Origin of the sequence: Victivallis lenta (assembly GCF_009695545.1) — a bacterium.
Lineage (GTDB): Bacteria > Verrucomicrobiota > Lentisphaeria > Victivallales > Victivallaceae > Victivallis > Victivallis lenta.
In genome coordinates this window covers 36,558-55,777 of the sequence record NZ_VUNS01000005.1, presented here as the reverse complement: position 1 = coordinate 55,777, position 19,220 = coordinate 36,558, and the positions used below count along the sequence as shown (strand labels likewise).

At 61.6% G+C, this 19,220-nt stretch carries 14 protein-coding genes; 7 read left to right on the top strand and 7 right to left on the bottom strand.

Annotation, left to right across the window (positions count from 1 at the left end):
* Positions 1–443: 443 nt before the first annotated feature.
* The 5 genes from FYJ85_RS06590 to FYJ85_RS06570 all read left to right on the top strand — a co-directional run bounded on the left by FYJ85_RS06590 (position 444) and on the right by FYJ85_RS06570 (position 5,228).
* Positions 444–734, top strand: coding sequence for a hypothetical protein (locus FYJ85_RS06590; RefSeq protein WP_154417424.1), 291 nt, complete (start codon positions 444–446; stop codon positions 732–734).
* Between the two features lie 92 nt (positions 735–826).
* Positions 827–2,362: a hydroxylamine reductase gene (hcp, locus tag FYJ85_RS06585; RefSeq protein ID WP_106055673.1), complete on the top strand. Its 1,536-nt coding sequence runs from the start codon at positions 827–829 to the stop codon at positions 2,360–2,362.
* A gap of 253 nt (positions 2,363–2,615) precedes the next feature.
* A complete protein-coding gene (locus tag FYJ85_RS06580; RefSeq protein ID WP_106052570.1) occupies positions 2,616–2,912 on the top strand; it encodes a glycogen-binding domain-containing protein in 297 nt (98 codons plus the stop codon).
* Between the two features lie 22 nt (positions 2,913–2,934).
* Positions 2,935–4,353: an MATE family efflux transporter gene (locus tag FYJ85_RS06575; protein ID WP_106052571.1), complete on the top strand. Its 1,419-nt coding sequence runs from the start codon at positions 2,935–2,937 to the stop codon at positions 4,351–4,353.
* Positions 4,354–4,631: 278 nt separating this feature from the next.
* Positions 4,632–5,228, top strand: coding sequence for a sugar O-acetyltransferase (locus tag FYJ85_RS06570; protein WP_106055674.1), 597 nt, complete (start codon positions 4,632–4,634; stop codon positions 5,226–5,228).
* A 121-nt stretch (positions 5,229–5,349) separates the two neighbouring features.
* On the opposite strand, the gene FYJ85_RS06565 is transcribed toward FYJ85_RS06570, so the two are convergent.
* From FYJ85_RS06565 to FYJ85_RS06535, 7 genes are all read right to left on the bottom strand, one after another.
* Positions 5,350–7,356: a sialate O-acetylesterase gene (locus FYJ85_RS06565; RefSeq protein ID WP_206213002.1), complete on the bottom strand. Its 2,007-nt coding sequence runs from the start codon at positions 7,354–7,356 to the stop codon at positions 5,350–5,352.
* Positions 7,357–7,548: 192 nt separating this feature from the next.
* A complete protein-coding gene (locus FYJ85_RS06560) occupies positions 7,549–9,960 on the bottom strand; it encodes a Na/Pi symporter (RefSeq protein WP_154417419.1) in 2,412 nt (803 codons plus the stop codon).
* On the bottom strand, positions 9,957–12,491 hold the full coding sequence (secD, locus tag FYJ85_RS06555) for a protein translocase subunit SecD (protein WP_154417417.1): 2,535 nt from the start codon (positions 12,489–12,491) through the stop codon (positions 9,957–9,959). Before secD ends, FYJ85_RS06560 begins: the two co-directional genes overlap by 4 nt.
* A gap of 5 nt (positions 12,492–12,496) precedes the next feature.
* Entirely contained in the window at positions 12,497–12,736 is a 240-nt protein-coding gene (locus tag FYJ85_RS06550; protein ID WP_154417415.1) for a hypothetical protein, read from the bottom strand.
* 13 nt (positions 12,737–12,749) lie between these two features.
* Positions 12,750–13,991: a sodium ion-translocating decarboxylase subunit beta gene (locus FYJ85_RS06545; RefSeq protein ID WP_106052576.1), complete on the bottom strand. Its 1,242-nt coding sequence runs from the start codon at positions 13,989–13,991 to the stop codon at positions 12,750–12,752.
* A gap of 13 nt (positions 13,992–14,004) precedes the next feature.
* A complete protein-coding gene (locus FYJ85_RS06540) occupies positions 14,005–15,825 on the bottom strand; it encodes a biotin/lipoyl-containing protein (RefSeq protein WP_154417413.1) in 1,821 nt (606 codons plus the stop codon).
* Positions 15,826–16,037: 212 nt separating this feature from the next.
* A complete protein-coding gene (locus FYJ85_RS06535) occupies positions 16,038–16,451 on the bottom strand; it encodes a hypothetical protein (RefSeq protein ID WP_106052578.1) in 414 nt (137 codons plus the stop codon).
* Between the two features lie 298 nt (positions 16,452–16,749).
* Here FYJ85_RS06535 and FYJ85_RS06530 point away from each other — a divergent pair, with 298 nt between their 5' ends.
* Together FYJ85_RS06530 and FYJ85_RS06525 are read left to right on the top strand one after the other, a co-directional pair.
* Positions 16,750–17,637: a DMT family transporter gene (locus tag FYJ85_RS06530; protein WP_420856454.1), complete on the top strand. Its 888-nt coding sequence runs from the start codon at positions 16,750–16,752 to the stop codon at positions 17,635–17,637.
* A 415-nt stretch (positions 17,638–18,052) separates the two neighbouring features.
* Positions 18,053–19,039, top strand: a complete 987-nt coding sequence (locus FYJ85_RS06525) for a formylglycine-generating enzyme family protein (RefSeq protein WP_154417411.1) — start codon at positions 18,053–18,055, stop codon at positions 19,037–19,039.
* Positions 19,040–19,220 lie beyond the last annotated feature (181 nt).

Below are 19,220 nucleotides of genomic sequence, written 5' to 3'. Positions count from 1 at the left end.
GCAACCATCGACGCCGGGAAATGGCAGCCGGAAGCTTTCCCGGCCGGCGAATTGGGGGAGAGGTCTCGCGAACGCGTTGCATGCGGCGGTGCGATGTGCGGAATTATTTGCGAAGAGGGCAGATAATTCTTCAGACGGACAGCCGGAGGAGTACGGCTCGGCGTTGAGGAGCGCCGGGCCGCGAAGAGGAGAAGCGAGGTTCGGCGTTGAGGAGTGCCGGGCCGGAGGAGTGCGGCTCGGCGTTGAGGAGCGCCGGGCCGTGAAGAGGAGAAGCGAGGTTCGGCGTTGAGGAGTGCCGGGCCGCGAAGAGGAGAAGCGAGGTTCGGCGTTGAGGAGCGCCGGACCGGAGGAGTGCGGCTCGGCGTTGAGGAGCGCCGGACCGGAGGAGTGCAGCTCGGCGTTGAGGAGCATCGGGCCGCGAAGAGGAGAAGCGAGGTTCGGCGTTGAGGAGCGCCGGACCGGAAAAAGGAGAAGGGCGGCCCGGCATTGGGGAGTGCCGGGCCGCCCCCCCGGAGTACGGTTTCGCGTGGAGGAGCGCGATGCCGGAAGAGGAGAACGGTCCGGCGATGGAGAGGAGCGCCGGACCGGAATTGCGGCAGATGGCGGGAGCCGTTTACCGCAGCCGTGTCGGAAACGGACTTACGATCTGTATGGTGGCGCTTTGCCGCATCGGACCGGTCGTTCCGATCGGAAGCCGCCGCTGCCGGGAGGCGCCGGCGGGAGTATTGGACTGAATACAGGCGATCCGTGCTGCATGGGCCGGTTGCATTCAGTCCATTTTTTACCCCGTTTTTCCGGGGAGAGAGGAGATGTGACAATGGACAAAATGTTCTGTTTTCAGTGTGAACAGACGGCGTTCGGCACCGGCTGCACAGAGCGCGGCGTCTGCGGGAAACAGCCCGATTGCGCGGGACTTCAGGACCTGCTTCTCGGGCTGCTGAAGGAGGCTGCCGCGAAAGGGGCAGACCCGGCGCTGCTGGCCGACGGCCTTTTCACAACCGTCACCAATGTGAATTTCGATCCGGAAAAGGTGGCGGAAGCCGCCCGCCGGGTCGCCGCCGCCATCCCGCGCAAGCTGCCGCCGGATATGGCCGGACTCGAAAAGCTTGCCGGAAAGTACGCATTCCCGCCCCGCCGCGAAAAGCTCGGAGAAGAGGTGGCGGATTCCCAGGAACTGCTGCTTTACGGACTCAAGGGGATGTCCGCTTATCTGCATCATGCCCGGCGGCTCGGCAGGACCGATGCGGCCTGCGACGCGTTCCTGGTCCGTGCTCTCTCCGCCCTGGCGAAGCCGGACACGCCGAAGGACGAACTGATCTCCCTCGCGCTTGAGTGCGGCAGGCAGAACCTGCGGGCGATGGAGATCCTGAACGAAGGACATATCGCGCGTTTCGGCAAGCCGGAACCCGCCGCCGTCCGGATTACGCCGGTCGCCGGCAAGGCGATTCTGGTTTCGGGTCACGATCTCGACGACCTCGAGCAGCTGCTCAAGCAGACCGAGGGGAGCGGCGTCAACGTCTATACGCACGGCGAAATGCTCCCGGCTCACGGTTATCCGGGGCTGAAGAAATACAGGCATCTGGTCGGCAACTACGGCGGCGCATGGCAGAACCAGTGGCGTGAATTCGATGCGTTCCCGGGAGCGATCCTGATGACCACGAACTGCATCCAGAAGCCGCGTCCGACCTACATCGAACGGATTTTCACGACGGGTCTCGTCGAATTCCCCGGCGTCGTGCATGTGAAGAACGGTGATTTCAGCACAGTGATCGAAGCGGCGAAGCGTGCGCCGGGATTTCCGGAAACGGAGCCGGAGAAGAACATTACCGTCGGGTTCGGCCATGACGCGGTCGCGGCGGCAGGCGGCGCAATCGTCGATGCGGTCAAATCCGGAAAGATCCGTCACTTCTTCCTGATCGGCGGCTGCGACGGCGCCAAGCCCGGACGCAACTACTATACGCAACTGGCGGAACAGATTCCGGCCGACTGCGTGATCCTGACGCTCGCCTGCGGCAAATACCGCTTCAACAAACTCGAATTCGGCGATATCGGCGGAATTCCGCGGCTGCTTGACGTCGGACAGTGCAACGATGCATATTCGGCGGTGCGCATCGCGCAGCTTCTGGCCGGCGCATTTCAATGCGGCATCAACGACCTGCCGCTTTCGATCATCCTTTCGTGGTATGAACAGAAGGCGGTCGCCGTGCTGCTGACGCTGCTTTCGCTCGGCATCCGGAAGATGAAGCTCGGCCCGTCGCTGCCGGCCTTCGTCTCCCCGGGCCTGCTGCGGCTGCTGGTCGAGAAATTCGATATTGCGCCGGTTTCCACGCCGGAAGAGGATCTGGCGGCCGCCCTGAAATGAGGCGGGCGTCTCGCGGAGAAGCCCGGAACGGCCGACGGCCGTTCCGGGATATGTTATTGCGGGAGAAGGAGTGCGGCACGGAAGGCCGGACCGGACGTGCGGAATAAAATAATTCCAATTTCTTAACTAATCGGGTTGCGGAAACAGCATGGCGGTGGTATATTATATCATTGTCGGGCTGGAGCGTTCGGAACAGACGTTGCGCTCCGGAATGCCGCGGGCCGGTGAGTTTTGAGCGAACGGAGGAGGAAGAATGGTCAGTCAGGTTGGCGCAGCAAAAGATGCCGCGGGGTGGATCTATGAATTCACTCTGACGGCCGGGCCGGGACATTCCGTCGCCCTTGCCGGTTCCTTCAACGACTGGGATCCGGACACGGCGCCGATGAAGGACGCCGACGGTTCCGGCTGCTACCGCTGCACCGTCAGTTTGCAGGCCGGTTCCTACGAGTACAAGTTCGTCGTTGACGACGAATGGATTCTCGATGAGGAAAATCCGAATTTCGCCCCCAATGATTTCGGTACGCTGAACAGCGTGTTGTCTGTCGGTTGAACTTTCAGATTTCGCCCGGTTTATGAGAAACCGCTTCACATCCTCCTACATCGACGGGCCGATCGGATCGACCATGCTCCGCACCGCCTGTTCGATGCTGGCGGGAACGCTGGCGATTTCCGGCTACAACATCGCCGATACCTGGTTCGTCTCCTCGCTCGGCACCGACCAGCTCGCCGCAATGGGATTCACCTTCCCGGTCATCATGCTGATCGGCTGCGTTTACCGAGGGCTTTGCGTCGGAGTCATGACGCCGACGGCCCACTCGCTCGGCGGCGGCCGCCGCCCCGAAGCGGCCCGGCTGGTCACTTCCGGGCTCATGCTGATGATGCTCGCTTCTCTGGCGATCGGCACGGCGGGCGCTCTTACGATCGAACCGACCTTCCGCCTCTGCGGCGCCGGCTCGAACGTCATGACCTATATCGTTCAATATATGCTGATCTGGTATTTCGGCAGCTTCACCGGCACGCTCGGCATGGCCGGCAACGATTTGCTGATCGCGGCCGGGGACTCTTTCACGGCCAGCATGCTCATGCTGTTCGGACTCGGTCTGAATGTACTGCTCGACCCGCTGTTTATTTTCGGCTGGTGCGGTTTCCCGGTCATGGGAATCGCCGGCGCGGCGCTGGCAACAGTGATTTCGCAGGCGGTGTGCGGCATTGTCGCACTTCGTCTGCTGTATTCCCGGCATCGGCTCATCGCTTCGCCGCGCATTCCGCGCGACACGCTCGGGAAAGCCTGGAAGACCATAATCCGGTTCGCAGTTCCGGCCACGCTCGGCATGCTGCTGATGCCGATCGGTTCGGCGGTCATCACCCGGATCGTCGCTTCGTTCGGGGATGCGGCGGTCGCAGCCACAGCGGCGGCTTCGCGGCTGGAAGTCGTGGCGTTCATCTTCCCGATGGCCCTCGGCATTGCCCTGATGCCGATGGTCGCGCAGAATTACGGCGCCCGCCGGTTCGACCGCATCAATCAATGCCGCCGGTTCGCCATGCGGTTCGCGGGCGGTTTTCTGCTGACCATGGCGGTGATCTACTTCTTTGCCGCGCCGTATGTCGTCGGGTGGTTCTCCAAGGACCCCGAGGTGCAGCGGATCATGATCCTGTATCTGCGGATCGTTTCGTTCGGCTTTGCCGCCGTGGAGATTCACCGTTTTTCGGGTTTCTTCTTCACCGGCTGCGGCCGGCCGGCCGCGGCGGCGTTTCTGAATGCGCTGCGGGTAGTCGTTTTTCTCGTTCCGTTTTCGCTGCTTGCGCTCTGGGCCGGCAGCCTCGTGCTGGTGTTCTGGGCCCGGCTGGCGGCCGACCTGCTGGCCGGCGGCATCGCCTGCTATGCGGCAAGGCGCATGACCCGCAATCTGCCGGAAGAGCCGTTCGGCAAACCGCAGGAGACCCCTGCGGAATTCCAGGCCGAGGCAGTGAACGAAAGTGCGGAGCTTTAGCCCGGACATCGCATGAAAACGCCAAAAGACATCGAGCCACGATTCTGTAATTTCCTTATGTTCAATAGACTCCCCTGACTTGAACGATCTTCATGCAATATCCGTGCAGCCCAATCCGGCTTGCTTCATCACGGAAACCGGAGGAGAAATGTCATCCTCCGCCATCCTTCCCCGGAAAGCGCGCGTCTGCCCGAATTACGCATCTCAGTCCGGACCGGGATTTGCAAAAAGCATTATTCGCCATTATACTACTTCAAATCAATACAGGAGCGAAGATGATGCAAGCCAAACCGACAGTCCCGGTCAACTGCCTGTTCCAGGGGTGTTACAATCCCGAGTTCGAAGCGGAAATACGCAAATGCAAAGACAAGTGCCACGAGTACAACCAGTTGAATCCAAACGACCGCGAGAGCCAGCTGCGAATCCTGGCCGGCCTGCTGGGGGGAATGGGAGAAAATGTGATCTTCACCCCTCCCTTCTGGTGCGATTACGGGTATAATATTTTTGTCGGGGATTATTTCTACTCCAACCACAATCTGATCATCAACGACGGGGTGAAGGTTTCCTTCGGCGATCACGTTTTCATCGCGCCGAACTGCTGCTTCACGACCGCCGAGCACCCGGTCGATCCGGAGCAGCGCAAGGCCGGGCTGGAAATCGCCAGGCCGATCACCGTCGGCAGCAACGTATGGATCGGAGCCGGAACGACCGTCCTGGCCGGCGTGACCATCGGGGACAACTCCGTCATCGGAGCGGGCAGCGTGGTTTCGAGGTCCATTCCGGGCAATGTCGTCGCCGTCGGCGTCCCCTGCCGGGTGATGCGGGAAATCAGCGAAGAGGACAAATACCGGTATCCCCTTTACAACGGAAATTGATCGGACAGCGGGAAGAGCGTGTAACCGCTCTTCCCGCAACGGCGCCCGAAGCGATCCGCCGCCCCTGCGCGTCCTGAAACGGGCAGAGGCATGCAGACGGCCGGCCCCGTCAGCCCGGCACTTACGGCAGATCGGCGAACATCCCGCTGTAATCGAGCTTGTCGGAACGGAACGGCACAGCCGGGAACCCCTCTTTGTTCATGAGATTTACCCGGCAGTAGCCGGTGAACGCATAGCGCACCCGCTGCGGCTCCGGGATTCCGTCGCTGCTCAGCACAACCGTGTCGCCGTCGATCGCGGCCTCCGCCGGCGCCAGAAAGCCGGAGCGGTCGCCCAGAACAAAGCCGGCCGGCGCCTTCCCATCGCTCGTCGCCAGGCCGGAGCCGACGTTGCGGAAGAAGACCCGGAGCTGCCTGCCCTCCTGCCGGAAACCGGCGAATTCCGGGCCGTCGCAGACCGTCTCCCGACCGTAAACCATATGCTCCGCCTTCCTGGCCAGCCGGAACCCGAGCGTCTGCTTGTCGCGCGGATGGATATCCGAATGGTCGCCCCGGTCGAATGAGACGATCATGCCGACCTGTTTCCGGGCGCGCGGCATCTCCGCCTGAATTTCGCGGGTGAGAGCATATGGAGAAAATTCGGCAAACGGCACCGCTTCAGCCTCGGCGTCCTCCCGGCGGTTCTCCGGCGAATGCTCCAGGAACGCCGCCAGCTGGACCAGCAGAAACGGCATTTCGGGATCGTGCCAGTGCTCGCGCAGATCGTCGATCAGCATCTTGTGCAGCGGATAATAGGTGAATTCGCCGTTGTTGTGGCACCCCTGATACCAGATCGTACCCCGGACGGCATAACGGAACCACGGGTTCAGCATCGCGTTGAACAGCGTGGACGGGTAGTTCGGTCCGCCCGGACAGCGGTTGGCGCCGACGGACGGCACATCCGGGCGCGCCGGGAAATCGGCCGGGAGAGTGAACACCGTGTCGATCCGGCACTCCGGCCGAACTTTGAAGGCCAGTCCGGGCGCGGTGAATTCCAGCTCCTGAACGTTGACCAGCCCGGCGCCGTAATGATCGTCCGCCACCACGGCGATGCAGTTCCGGCCGGCCCGCACACAGCGGCCCGGAACCGTGTATTTCCGCTCGGCACTCCAGTAAGCCGGAGTCTCCACCCCGGTCGAACCGACCGCCTCCTCGTTGAAGAAGGTCGCATCGACATCGTTGATGATGCCGAGCTTCAGCTCAAGCTCCCGGCCGGCAAACTCCGCCGGCAGCTCGAAACTCAGGCGGCAGACATAACGACCGGGCCGGGGAAGAACCGCGGTCGCCCCGGGACACGGTTTCCAGCCGGAGTCGTCGAACTCCGGAGCCAGGCACTCCGGAGCGGCTTTTCCGCAGGCGTCAAAACGCTCGAGCCAGCTGAGCAGCGCTTTGAAATTGTCAGCCGTTTTCAACGTATTCCAGATGCGCTCCTGCTCGTCCGGAGAGTCGTAAAACGGCTGCCAGCGCACCGCCTCGAATTTCTCCCGGGAGATCCATGCGGCGATGTCGGTGCCGCCCCAGGCCGTGGCGATCAGGCCGATCGGAACATCGAGGTCCTTCAGCAGCTGCCGGCCGAAAAAGTAGCCGCAGGCCGAAAAGTCCGCCGCCGTCTCCGCATTGCAGACCTGCCAGCCGAAACCGGCCTCGTCCGTCAGCGGCCCCTCCGGCGCCAGCCGGCGGGTCAGCATGGAGTTGTAAAGCCGGATCCGCGGATAATCCGCATGCCTGAGCTCCTCTTCGGCATTCAGGGTCCGGAAAAAAGGATTCTCCGAAAAAACCGGCATCTCCATATTGGACTGGCCGGTGCACATCCAGACTTCGCCGATCAGGATATCCTCCAGAACGACCGGCGCGCTCCCCGCCGCCCCGCTCACGGTCAACATGTGCGGACCGCCGGCCTCCATCGCGGGGAATTCGGCGCTCCATTCGCCGTCCGGCCCGGCGACGGCATTCCGGCTCCGGCCTGCAAAGGCGACTTCGACCGCTTTTCCCGGCTCCGCGGTGCCGGAAATGACGATCGGCCGTTCCCGCTGAAGAACCATGTGCGAAGTGAATACCCGGTACAATGCGAATTTCTCGGAGAGCTTCATGAACCTGTCCCTTTCCTGACATCTTCCTGAATAAAGAGGTGAAAATATAACACCAAGTCCCCGCTTTTTCGAGAAGGAGAGGCCGCATTTATGCATTTTTTCCGGATTTTCCGCTCCCGGAACCGGAACGCCTGCGGGAAGAGGAGGCGCCTTTTCTCACTCCCGCAGGCGCTGCCGTACCTGAAAGAACGCCTATTTGCGCTCCTCCCACTCATAACGGGTGAGCGAGGAGGCACGGACGGCGATGTTGTCCAGCCGTTCGGCCGCCTGGCGGAAAATTCCGGCCAGCGAGAGAAAGATGATACCGCTTTCGACATTGAAGGAGCCTTTGCGGAGATTGCCGGGATAGGCGTTCACCATGCGGCTGACCTGCTGGCGGATTTCACGCCCGAGCTCCCGGGCCTCTCCGGCCGGCTCCTCGTCCCCTTTTTCAAGGGCGGCAAGGACCTTCGAAGCCATGCGGCCGGTCAGGTCGAACAGGGTTCTGAGCTCCTTCTCGGACTTTTTCGAAAACTTCTCGCGCCGTTCGGCCAGCCGGGCCGCCTCCTTCAGAACCAGCTCCGCGTAATCGGCCAGACGTTCCGCGTCGTTCGCGCAGTGGGTCAGCACCGGAATCATCCGCGACTGGGGCAGCGTCAGCTCGCGCTGGGCGAGCTGGACAAGGTAGGCGGTAATCTCCTCCTGCATGCGGTCGATCTTGCTTTCGCGCTTGCGGTACTCCTCGCGCTTTTCGGCGTCGTAGCCGCCGTTCAGCACGGTGTCGCGCATGGTTTTCTCGAAAACGCTCCAGGCGCTGCGGGTCATGGTGCGCAGCCGGGTGACGGTCTGGTGCAGCGCGATCGGCGGATTTTCAAGCAGATACGGGTCGAGGCTCGTATACTTGATCTTCCGCTTCGCGGGAATCAGCCGCTCGCAGACATGGGCGAGCGGCATGACGAACGGCAGCAAAATCACGGCCGTGAACACGTTGAACAGCGTGTGGGCGTTCGCAATGTGGCGCGGAACGTTCTGCGGAATCGCCGAGAACGCGTCTCCGGGCGTGATCGCATCCACGATGTGGAAGAAGACCGGCACCTCGGTCGCTCCCCACGGAACGTAGAAAAACACAAGCATGATCAGCGTGCCGGCCACGTTGAAGAGCGTATGCGCGAGCGCCGCCTGCTTCGCGACCCGGTTGGCCGGAATCGCCGCGAGCTGCGCCGTCACGGTCGTGCCGATGTTCGCGCCGAGCACGAGCGGCATCGCGGTATAGAGGTTGATGAGTCCGCCCGCGCCGAGCGCGATGATGATGCCGGTCGAAGCCGAGCTCGACTGGATGATCATCGTGACCACCAGCCCGATGCAGAGCGCTCCGATGACCGCTCCGAACGGCATGACGCCGTCAAGCGGCGTGCAGTCGAAGTGCGAGAAGAGCCGCGTGACCGTCGGGAAATCCGCGATACGGGTCAGTTCGTCGCTCATCAGCACCATGCCGTAGAAGAGGAAACCGAAGCCGAGCACGGTTTCCCCGATGCCGCGGCAGTTCCGGTACGGGATGAAGAAGAGCAGCAGCCCGGCGATGATCGCCGGCATTGCAAGCGTCGAGACGTTGAACGAAACGATCTGCGCCGTGACGGTCGTGCCGATGTTCGTGCCGAAAATGATGCCGATCGACTGGGCGAGGTTCAGCAGCCCCGCGTTGATGAAGCCGATCACCATGACCGTCGTCGCGCTGGAGGACTGGATCACGGCGGTGACGCCCGCCCCGGCCAGCAGCCCGACGAAACGGTTCCGGGCGAAGAGCCGGATGATCGTTTTCATCTTCTCCCCGGCGGTCTTCTGGAGGCCGTCGCTCATCAGGTGCATGCCGAAGATGAAAATCGCCAACCCGGCAAACGCGCTGATCAGAAGGTTCGGGAGGTTGAGGCCCATGACCTCAACGGTCACGCCGCGGGTCAGCAGCCGCCCGTCCGGGCCGGTCGGCTTGACCTCGACCTCATATCCGCCGGTGCCGCTGCCGAGCGTGACCCGGGTCCGGGCCACACCGGAGGAATCGGTCGCCGCAACTTCGTCCGACAACCGCGCCGCCCCCCCCTCCGGAGCGTTCACGATGCCGAAGTAGACCGGCTGCCCCGCAACCGGAACACCGTCCGCATCAACGACGCGGACCGAGATCGGCCGGTCGAGCGTACTGCCGGCGGCTCCCTGCTGCCGGCCGCCGTCGATCTCGAGGCCGGTGACGAAACGGCAGCTCCGCGACCGGTTCTCCGCTCCGACGGGAATGATTTCCAGATAGTTGTCGCCGAGCACCTTCCCGGCGGAGACCGGAATCCGCACGACACCTCCGGCGTCCGCCCTGAAACGCTCCGCCGGAACCGGAAGATCGGAATTCCGGGCGGCCTGCACCCGGACTTCCGCACCCGGAACCGGTACGCCGTCCACATCCAGCAGCTCAAGCACGAGCTCGGAACCGAACGGCCGGCCCGGCAGACCGACCTGTCCGTCGCCCTGCAGGACTTTGATCGAATCGACCTGCCGCCCCTCCGCCTCGCGCGAACAACCCGGCAGCAGCAGGAAAAGCGCGGCCAGCAGAAGGACGGATGCGAAAATGCCTCGTTTCTTCATTGCTTCGCCGCTCCGATCCTGCGGTGCCACATCGCCGCGAGCGGACTCGCGATGAAGATCGACGAATAGGTCCCGATCACGATGCCGAGCATCATGACCAACACGAAGTCGTTGATGACGATGCCGCCGAAGCAGAACATGACCACCACCACCAGGAAGGTCGTGACGCTGGTCAGGATCGTCCGGCTCAGGGTGCTGTTGATCGCGATGTTGATGATTTCACGGAAGCTCTTCTCCGGCATGAGCCGCGAATCCTCGCGGATGCGGTCGAAGATCACGATCGTGTCGTTGATCGAATAACCGATGACGGTCAGCACCGCAGCCACGACCGGCAGCGAAAGCTCACGGCCCATGGCGACATAGAGCCCGATCGCGATGATCACGTCGTGCAGCAGCGCAAGCATGCCCGCCACCGCGAACGACAGCTCAAAGCGGATCGAGATGTAGATGCACATGCCGAGCAGCGCGAGCAGAATCGCCAGAACCGACGCCTTGCCGGTCTCCGCGCCGACCAGTCCGCCGACGGTGGTTTCCTGCCCGTCCGCGGCTTTCAGGGCCGGGAATTTCTCATTCAGCAGCTTCGTGACCCGGTCGTTCAGCGAAAACGCTCCGCTCTCCGCCGTCCCGCTGCGGTCGCGGATCAGGATTTCGAGCTTGCGGTTGTCGCGGGCGAACGGGTTCGACTTGTAGCTGATCCGCACATTCGGGTCGATCGGCTGCAGGAGCTTCTCAAGCTCCGCGACGGGAACCTGTTCGGAGTAGGTGTAGCTGATGCGCGTGCCGCCGGTAAAATCGACGCCGAGCATCTTCGTACCCTTATACTCCAGTATGATCAAGCTCGCCAGGATCAGCAGCCCCGAGCCGAAAAAGGCCCACTTGCGCCTGCCGAGGAAATCGAAATGCGGATTCTTGAAGAAGCGGCACATCTTCAGCGTTTTCCAGTGGCCGTACTTCAGCGCGTAGTCGAAGATCAGCCGGGTCAGGCAGAGCGCGGTGAACATGCTCGACACGATGCCGATGGAGAGGCTGACCGCGAAGCCCTTCACGGGGCCGCTGCCGAAATACATCAGGATCAGCGCACAGATCAGCGTGGTGAGGTTGCCGTCAAAGACGGCCGAAAATGCCTTCTCGTAACCGAGATCGACCGCGGTGGCCAGGCTCTTTCCGGCGTTCAGTTCCTCGCGCATGCGTTCGAAGACCAGTACGTTCGCATCGACCGCCATGCCGAGCGTCAGAATCACGCCGGCGATGCCGGGCATGGTCATCGTCGCCCCGAACGCAGCCATCGCGCCGAGGATCAGCACGACATTCGCGCCGAGAGCGATGCAGGCGATCGCCCCGGCCCGGAAGTAGTAGATGCACATGAAGAGCGTCAGCAGCACCGCGGCGAGAATGCCGGCGTAAATGCCGTTCCGGACGTTGTCGGCCCCCATCGACGGCGCGGTGTCGTAAACCGCGGTCACATCGATCTGGAACGGGAAGCTGCCGGCGCTGAGTGCGTCCGCGATCTGCTGCGCCTCTTCGTTTGAGAACGAGCCGGAAATTTCAGCATGTCCGCCGGTGATGACCGACTGGATCACCGGAGCGCAGTAAAGCTTGTCGTCCAGCACGATGGCGAGCTGGCGGTGCAGATTCTCCCCGGTGACCCGCGCAAAATCCGCCGCCCCCTTCGAATTGAATTCGAGCGCGATTTTGATCTGGCCGAACTGGTCGCGGACCGGCATCGCCTTCGAGACGGACTGCCCGGTCATCTCCGGACGGCGCGCGACCAGGTAGCGGGCGCGGGTTCTGCCGCCTTCCTCGAGCACCTCGTAGCCGGGAGGCGGCAGATAGGTGGCCGGGTCGTAGTTCGCCAGCAGCCGCGCGCTCTCCGGGTGGACGAGGCGGAAGTTCAACTTGCAGCTCATCTTGATGAGCGACAGAAGCTTATCCTTCTCGTCGCGCGAAGTGATCGGCGCCTTCAGCGACACCGAACGCGCTCCGAACGGCGTGATGTCCGACTCGAAGATATTCTGCGATTCGAGCCGCTTGCGCAGGGTCTCGATCGCCTGTTCGCGGTAGCGGTTGAATTCCGTGGTGATCTGCTTTTCCATCTTCTCGCGGTCGGCGGCGGTGCCGCCCTCCGCGAATCTGGCGAGCAGCTCCTTGTCGGGAATCAGCTCGAGAATGAACTCGACACCGCCGTTCAGGTCGAGTCCGAGCCGGATCGAGCCCGACGCCTCCTTGCGGACCATTGCGATCACGTCGGCGTTGCCGGCGAGGTTCCGCCCGGAGACGAGCGGCACGAGATCGACCTTTTTCGCTTCGGCGGCCTCGAGGAGCGCCGCCGCCTGGTTCAGGTCAGGGCGGCCGGCCTGAAGTTGTTTTGCATCCGAAACCAGCTCGGCTGCGACCGCATCGTCCTTGACCTTCAACGCCTTGAAGAACGTCTCGTAAAAGTCCCGCGGTGCGAGCGGGTAAATCGAGAAGGCAAATACCGCAATGATCGCGACAATCACGATCGTGCGCAGCTTCAGGTGCTTTCCGCCCATGGTGACTACCTCCCTTCGCCGTTATTGCGTCTGACCGCGACCGCGATGGCGAGCGCGGCAAGTTCATCCGGATCGTCCGGCGCCGCTGAAACCTCGACCTGTTCGGCCGAAGCCGGCAGCGGCTTCGCCGCCGCTCCGAACCGGCGGATCAGCAGCGTCATCATGTGGATCAGGAACGCCACGAACAGCGAAACCACGATCGTGAGGAGATAGGTCTCCCCCATAACCATCCATGCCTGTGCCATAACAAACTCCTCCTCAGTAATTCTGCAGCAAACTGATGTAAATCGCCGCGATGATCGCCGTCGTGATTACGCCGAAGATATTGACCCCGAGCGCATAGTGCATGATGATCGCATTCGGGTTCGCCTTGGTTACGCATTTCTGCGCGACCTTCGCGGTGGACGGCACGCAGCTCACGCCCGCGATGCCGATCACCGGATTGAACTTGCCGCCGGTGACGAAATACATGAAATACCCGCCGATGATGCCGCCGACGCCGGAGAGCCCGAGCGCCGCCATGCCGAAGATCAGCAGCGGCAGCACTTTCGGGTCCATGATCGTCTTGGCTTCACAGAGGACGCCGAGCAGCAGTCCGAGCGTCAGGGTCGACGCATACAGCACGATCTCGCTGACCAGATACTGGAACTTGTCCAGCCCCGATTCGCGGATCGCGATTCCGAGGAACAGCGAAAAGAAGAGCGGCGACGCGACCGGGAACAGGAACGACAGCAGCACGCATGCCACCACCGCGAAGGTCAGCTTCTGACCGCTGGTGATCTTCAGTTTCGGATCGTCCGGCGGCATTTCGATCGACTGCAGCTTTTTCGGAATCAGGAACTTCACGAGATACGGGAACCCGCCGTAGGCCAGCCCGAGATACATGTAGGCGACAACCGTGATCGGCACGAAGAGATGCGGCGAAAGCTTCAGCGACGCGAAGAGCACCATCGGGCCGTCGGCGCCGCCGACCAGCGCGATCGACGCCGCGTCCTTCAGGTTGTAGCCCCAGGCGGCGGCCAGCGGCAGCGTGATCAGCGTGCCGAGCTCCGCAAAGAGCGCGATGATCGCCGAGACGTACGGCCGCTTCATGACGAAGCCGACGTCAAGCAGCGAACCGATGCCGATGAAGATCAGGCAGGCGATAAGGCCGTTGCTGAAGGTCAGCGTGTAGACCGGCTGCAGCCAGTCGATCTGCATGAGCGTCATCAGGTGATCGTTGTTGCTGATCGTCGAGTCGAGAAACAGGTTGTTGATCGCGGTATGGTCCACGGGGGTCTTGTTCGCCATGTTGATCGGGTCGAAGAACATGGAAGAGACGTTGATCGTGGCCATGCCGAGGCCCATCGGAATCATCAGCAGCGGTTCGAGCACCCCCTTGCGCCCGAGCCAGACCAGGACGAAGCCGAGAATCACCAGTGCGATCCGGACGGCCACCACCACCGGGTCCGAGGCGGCCATCACGCCGAATCCCTGAAAAAGATCGAGGAAATTACTCATCACAGACCCCCTCTCAGCCTTTGATCACGGCAAGGAGAGCGCCGGACTGAACCTGCTGACCTTCGGTGACTTCGAGTTTCGCCAGAACGCCGGTCGCCGGCGCGTTGACCGGCGTCTCCATCTTCATGGCTTCGAGCACGAGCAGGAGCTGCCCGGCCTGAACCTGGTCGCCCGGCTTCGCAAGGATGCGGATCACCGCGCCGGGAAGCGTCGAGTGAACCTCGGTGAACTCTCCGCCGGTCCCGCCCATCGCGGCCTGGCGGACCGGCTGTTCGGCCGTGATTCCGTCGGCGACCGAGAAGTCATACTGCCTGCCGTTGACCGTGGCGGAATTGCCGGAAAACTTCACGGCGTAGCTCCTGCCGTTGACCGTGACCGTCATCGCATCGGATTTCGGCGCGGTTCCGGCGGCGTTCTTCTCGGCGGACTCCTTCTTCCGGTCGATCTTGCGCACGCCGATCGTCCCCTCCCCTTTCAGGAAGCGGATGCCCTTCTCGCTGCAGCTCGCGGCGATGAAGATGTTCTCGTCGGTGACCGGCAGCTTGTTCGCCTCGAGCATCGCGACCGCGGCCTTGCGCCCCTTGGCCGGATTCTCGTCGTTGATGTCGAGCGGGCTGCGGGTGGTCGGCTCGAGCTTCAACTGCTCGGAAGCGATCTTCACGATCTCCGGATCCGGCTCCGCCGGAGTGCGGCCGAAGTAGCCGAGCACCATTTTGCCGTACCCCTCGGCGATCTTCTTCCACGGTCCGAACATGACGTTGTTGAACGCCTGCTGGAAATAGAACTGGCTGACCGGCGTGACCGACGTGCCGAAGCCGCCCTTCGCAACCGCTTCGCCCATCGCGGCGATGACTTCCTGATACTTGTCCATAAGCCCGTTGTCGCGCAGCATCTGCGTATTCGCGGTCAGCGCGCCGCCCGGCATCGGGAAGAACGGGATAAGCGGATTGACCTGGGTGGCTTCCGGCGGCATGAAGTAATCCTTCATCGCCTCCTTGAGGCTCTCTTCGAGCTTGATGATCTTCTTCACGTCGACGCCGAGATCGTACTGGGTTCCGCGCAGCGCGTGCCACATGGTCAGGATATCCGGCTGGCAGGTGCCGCCCGAGAGCGGCGCGATCGAAAGGTCGAGCTGGTCCGCGCCGCCTTCGAGCGCGGCGTGATACGCCAGCACGCTGCAGCCGGCCGTCTCGTGGGAGTGGAAGACGATCCGCGTATCCCCGCCGACGAGTTTCCGCGCCATCCTGATCGTCTCGTAGACCTTGTGGGGCGTCGAGGTGCCCGATGCATCCTTGAAGCAGAGGGAATCATATGGAATGCCGGAGTCGAGGATGCGCCGCAGCACGGATTCATAGAATTCGACCGTATGGCCGACACATCCCGGCGGGAGCTCCATCATCGTGACGGTGATCTCATGCCTGAGGCCCGCCTCGGCGATGCAGTGTCCGCTGTAAAGAAGGTTGTTCACGTCGTTCAGCGCGTCGAAGTTGCGGATGGTCGTAATGCCGTGCTTCTTCATGAGCTGCGCGTGCAGCTTGATGATGTCGCGCGGCTGGCTGTCGAGACCGACCACGTTGATGCCGCGCGCCAGTGTCTGAAGATTCGCATTGTTCCCGGCGATGCGCCGAAAGTCGTCCATGACCCGGAACGCATCCTCATTGCTGTAAAAATAGGCGGCCTGGAACAGCGCGCCGCCGCCCGCTTCAAAGTGGGTGATTCCCGCCGCGGCGGCCTCTTCGACCACCGGAAGGAAATCCGAACTGAACACCCGCGCTCCGAACACCGACTGAAAGCCGTCGCGGAACGCCGTCAACATGAAATCTACTTTTTTCATACCTTGTACTCACTGCTGGTTGTTGTTGGGAAAATTGTGACAATGCCGCATGAGTACGCCGGACCGTTCCGCGCCCGGAAAGGCACGAACACAGTACAGAGGTATTTCCTCAGTACCCGCCGCCGGAACTACCGGAAAACGGGAACGAAAATGGTCATACCGGAAAAAGGCAACAGAAAGCTACCGCCGGCACGCTCAAGCGACAGAATGGCTCAAGCAAGGGCGGGGCCGGCCCGGACTTCAAGGTACGAAGCGAGCCAGATCAGGATTTGTGGATGAGAATCCGTAACCGGAGCGAATTCCCTGCCGCGGGGAGTCTCCTCCGCGAGAATTCGCGCGATTTCGAAACAGGAGAGCACCAGACGAGCCGACAACGGCCGTGCCGTTTCGTTCAGCCGGCAGATCAGTCCGTTCACCGTATCGCCGCCGCAGCGCAGGAAAAACGCATCGTCCGACTGCTGCTGCGGCGCAGCCGGAGCCAGGGTGCGGTCCGCCCCCGCTTCAGCCGCGCACCGGCTCAAGACAGCAGCGGAGACCACGGCATTCCCCGAAGAGACTGCCGCGGCGGCTGTAATGCCCAGCACCGCAAAGAGCAGCAGAAGCGAGAGTAAAACGAACTTTTTCACGATGTTATGAAATGCTCCCGGATTAGAATTGCATATAATATATACGACAAATGCGATTTTTCAATCGCGGAAGCCAAAAATGCGGGCTGTTTTTTCAACCGGACCGCCTTCCGGAGCCTGATTTTCATGCCCCGTCCACCCTCCTGGCCATATTCCGCTTATCCGGAACAATCACCCGGACCGGGCCGTTCCCGGATCGAAGAGATTTTTCTCCGGATTCCGCACCTTCCGCCCCGGTTCCGGAGTGGCTTTTCCGCGCGGCGGCGGTATATTATGAAATTTACCGGAGAGCATCATGCTGAAACTGAAATCCGAAACCGCTGCCCATCTGACGGCGCTGGCCACGATCCTGATCTGGGGAACCACCTTCATCTCCACCAAAGTGCTGCTGCGGGAGTTTTCGCCGATCGAAATCCTGTTCCTGCGCTTTCTGCTCGGTTTTGCGGCCCTGCATCTGGTCCGCGGCAAACTGCCGTTCCGGAGCTGGAAGGAGGAGCGGCTCTACGCCGGCGCGGGGCTGACCGGCGTAACGCTCTATTTTCTGTTCGAAAACATCGCGCTGACCTATACGCTCGCCTCGAACGTCGGTGTGCTGGTCACGGTCGCTCCGTTCTTCACGGCCCTGCTCTCCTGTTTCTACCTGCGCGGGGAGCGGCCCGATCTGCGTTTCTACGCCGGTTTCGTTCTTGCGCTCGCCGGAGTCACGCTCATCATGTTCTCCGGCAGCATGACGCTGAAACTGAATCCGGCCGGCGACATCCTCGCACTGCTCGCCGCTTTTGTGTGGGCGGTCTACTCGGTGCTGATGAAAAAGATCGGGCAGCTCGGGCATCCGATGGCGGCCTGTACGCGCCGGACTTTCCTTTACGGGCTCGCCTTCATGCTGCCGGCGCTCTTCTTTCTCGATTTCTCCCCGGCGTGGGGAGCGTTGCGAAAACCGGTCAATTTGTGCAATTTCCTCTATCTCGGGCTCGGCGCGTCGGCGCTCTGCTTCGCGACCTGGAACCGGGCCGTCAAAATCCTCGGCGCGGTCAGGACCAGCGTCTACATCTACCTGGTCCCGGTTGTGACCGTCATCACTGCCGTGCTGATTCTGCATGAACGGATTACGCTCCCGGCGTCATGCGGCATGGCGCTCGCCCTAGCCGGCCTCATCCTCTCCGAAACCCGCCGGAGAACACGATGACCGCCCGCATAGACGCCTGCCGGAGAGACCCGTAACCGGCACAATGCCGGTTCGATTTCCCGGCCGAAGCAGCAAAAAAGTCTGCTCCTTCCCTGAACCGGAGGAAAAAGCAACGGCTGTCGTCCGGGCGGCGCTTTCATTCGACCGCTCGTTCCCGGCGGAAACTCCGCCACAAAGCGGAGTGCGCCCTTCTTCTCGTCGCACCGGATGATCCCGCCGACAACAATGTATCGTCCGAGGTGTCATCCGACGCCGGCAAAGAGCCGGCAGTCCGGTTCCGCGATTGATTTTTCAAAGTAAAAACACTTTTTCATAATGGGTGATAAAATTTTTTCAGGGCAGACCGCGTTCTTAATAACAGAGCGCTCTGATATTCGATGACATTATCACTCGTCAAACAGCAGGGAGAACAATCATGAACATCCATCTGCCCGAAATCATAATTGCCGTATGCATGGCCGCCGCTGTCAGTGCCGGTTCCGCCGCTCCGGACGGAGAGGCAAAGCTGCATAAATACAGCACCACCATTGAAAAAGAACGTCCGCAACTGGATGAAGAGACGAAACGGCTGATATCCGCCTGCCGCCGCGATCCGTCCGAAACGAACCGGGCGGCACTGCGAAAACAGATTGCCGTCAATTACGACAAGGTCGTCGCACGCAAAAAAGCGAAGCTTGAGGAGTTGAAGAGAACCGCCCGGCACGCATCCAAGGTACAGGAGATGCAGGAGATTGTGGACGAGATGCTCCTGAACCGGGAAAAGCGCATCGAACAAAGCATGCGCCGCTTCACCGATCCGCGCCTCCGGCCCGGTTCACGCAATACAAACGACGGATATCTGCCGGTGCTCGGGGCCGCCCGGAACGTGTCGATCGCCCGCACGCCGGTAACCTGCGAGGATTATTCCGAGTTCGTGAAAGCGACGGGAAGAAAACCCCCGAAAGAGTGGAGGAACGGAGTCATGCCGGCCGGCCGCGAACGGCATCCCGTGGTGAATGTCTCCTATGACGATGCCGTCGCATATTGCACTTGGCTTTCCGCCGGAGACGGAAAAGCCGTTTACCGCCTGCCGACCGAAGAGGAATGGGAGTATGCCGCCGGACATATGCCGAAGGATGCGGATTTCAACTGCGGAGAAAAAAACGGAACGACACCGGTTGACGCATATCCGAAAACCCTGGCGGCCTGCGGCGCGATCGACATGTGGGGAAACTGCTGGGAGTGGACTTCCACTTCAGTCTCCCTTCCCGGGAATACGGAACGCGGTAAAACCGTCATGGCGGTGAAAGGCGGTTCCTGGAAGTCGTCCCGGACAAGCTGCCGCACAGAACAAAAAGGCGAAGGCAGGGAGTCTTCTGCGGTTTCCGACGACGTCGGCTTCCGGATCATCCGCGTGAATTAACCCGGAAACCGCTGCCGTGCGGAGAAGCGGAACTGCCGCCTCCGGGCATATGCGGAAAACACCGCGGCGGGAAATCACTGTTTCCATCGATGCAGGAAAAAGCAGAACCGGAAAACTTTCGATTTTCTTGCCCGCTTCTGTTGACAACAACATGTTGTTTTGGTATAATTAATACAGAAAG

Bases quoted from the DNA above. Each gene is read 5' to 3' on its own strand.
- hcp (WP_106055673.1), top strand. From the start codon at position 827: ATGTTCTGTTTTCAGTGTGAACAGACGGCGTTCGGCACCGGCTGCACA.
- FYJ85_RS06580 (WP_106052570.1), top strand. From the start codon at position 2,616: ATGGTCAGTCAGGTTGGCGCAGCAAAAGATGCCGCGGGGTGGATCTAT.
- FYJ85_RS06575 (WP_106052571.1), top strand. From the start codon at position 2,935: ATGAGAAACCGCTTCACATCCTCCTACATCGACGGGCCGATCGGATCG.
- FYJ85_RS06570 (WP_106055674.1), top strand. From the start codon at position 4,632: ATGCAAGCCAAACCGACAGTCCCGGTCAACTGCCTGTTCCAGGGGTGT.
- FYJ85_RS06565 (WP_206213002.1), bottom strand. From the start codon at position 7,356: ATGAAGCTCTCCGAGAAATTCGCATTGTACCGGGTATTCACTTCGCAC.
- FYJ85_RS06560 (WP_154417419.1), bottom strand. From the start codon at position 9,960: ATGAAGAAACGAGGCATTTTCGCATCCGTCCTTCTGCTGGCCGCGCTT.
- secD (WP_154417417.1), bottom strand. From the start codon at position 12,491: ATGGGCGGAAAGCACCTGAAGCTGCGCACGATCGTGATTGTCGCGATC.
- FYJ85_RS06550 (WP_154417415.1), bottom strand. From the start codon at position 12,736: ATGGCACAGGCATGGATGGTTATGGGGGAGACCTATCTCCTCACGATC.
- FYJ85_RS06545 (WP_106052576.1), bottom strand. From the start codon at position 13,991: ATGAGTAATTTCCTCGATCTTTTTCAGGGATTCGGCGTGATGGCCGCC.
- FYJ85_RS06540 (WP_154417413.1), bottom strand. From the start codon at position 15,825: ATGAAAAAAGTAGATTTCATGTTGACGGCGTTCCGCGACGGCTTTCAG.
- FYJ85_RS06525 (WP_154417411.1), top strand. From the start codon at position 18,053: ATGAACATCCATCTGCCCGAAATCATAATTGCCGTATGCATGGCCGCC.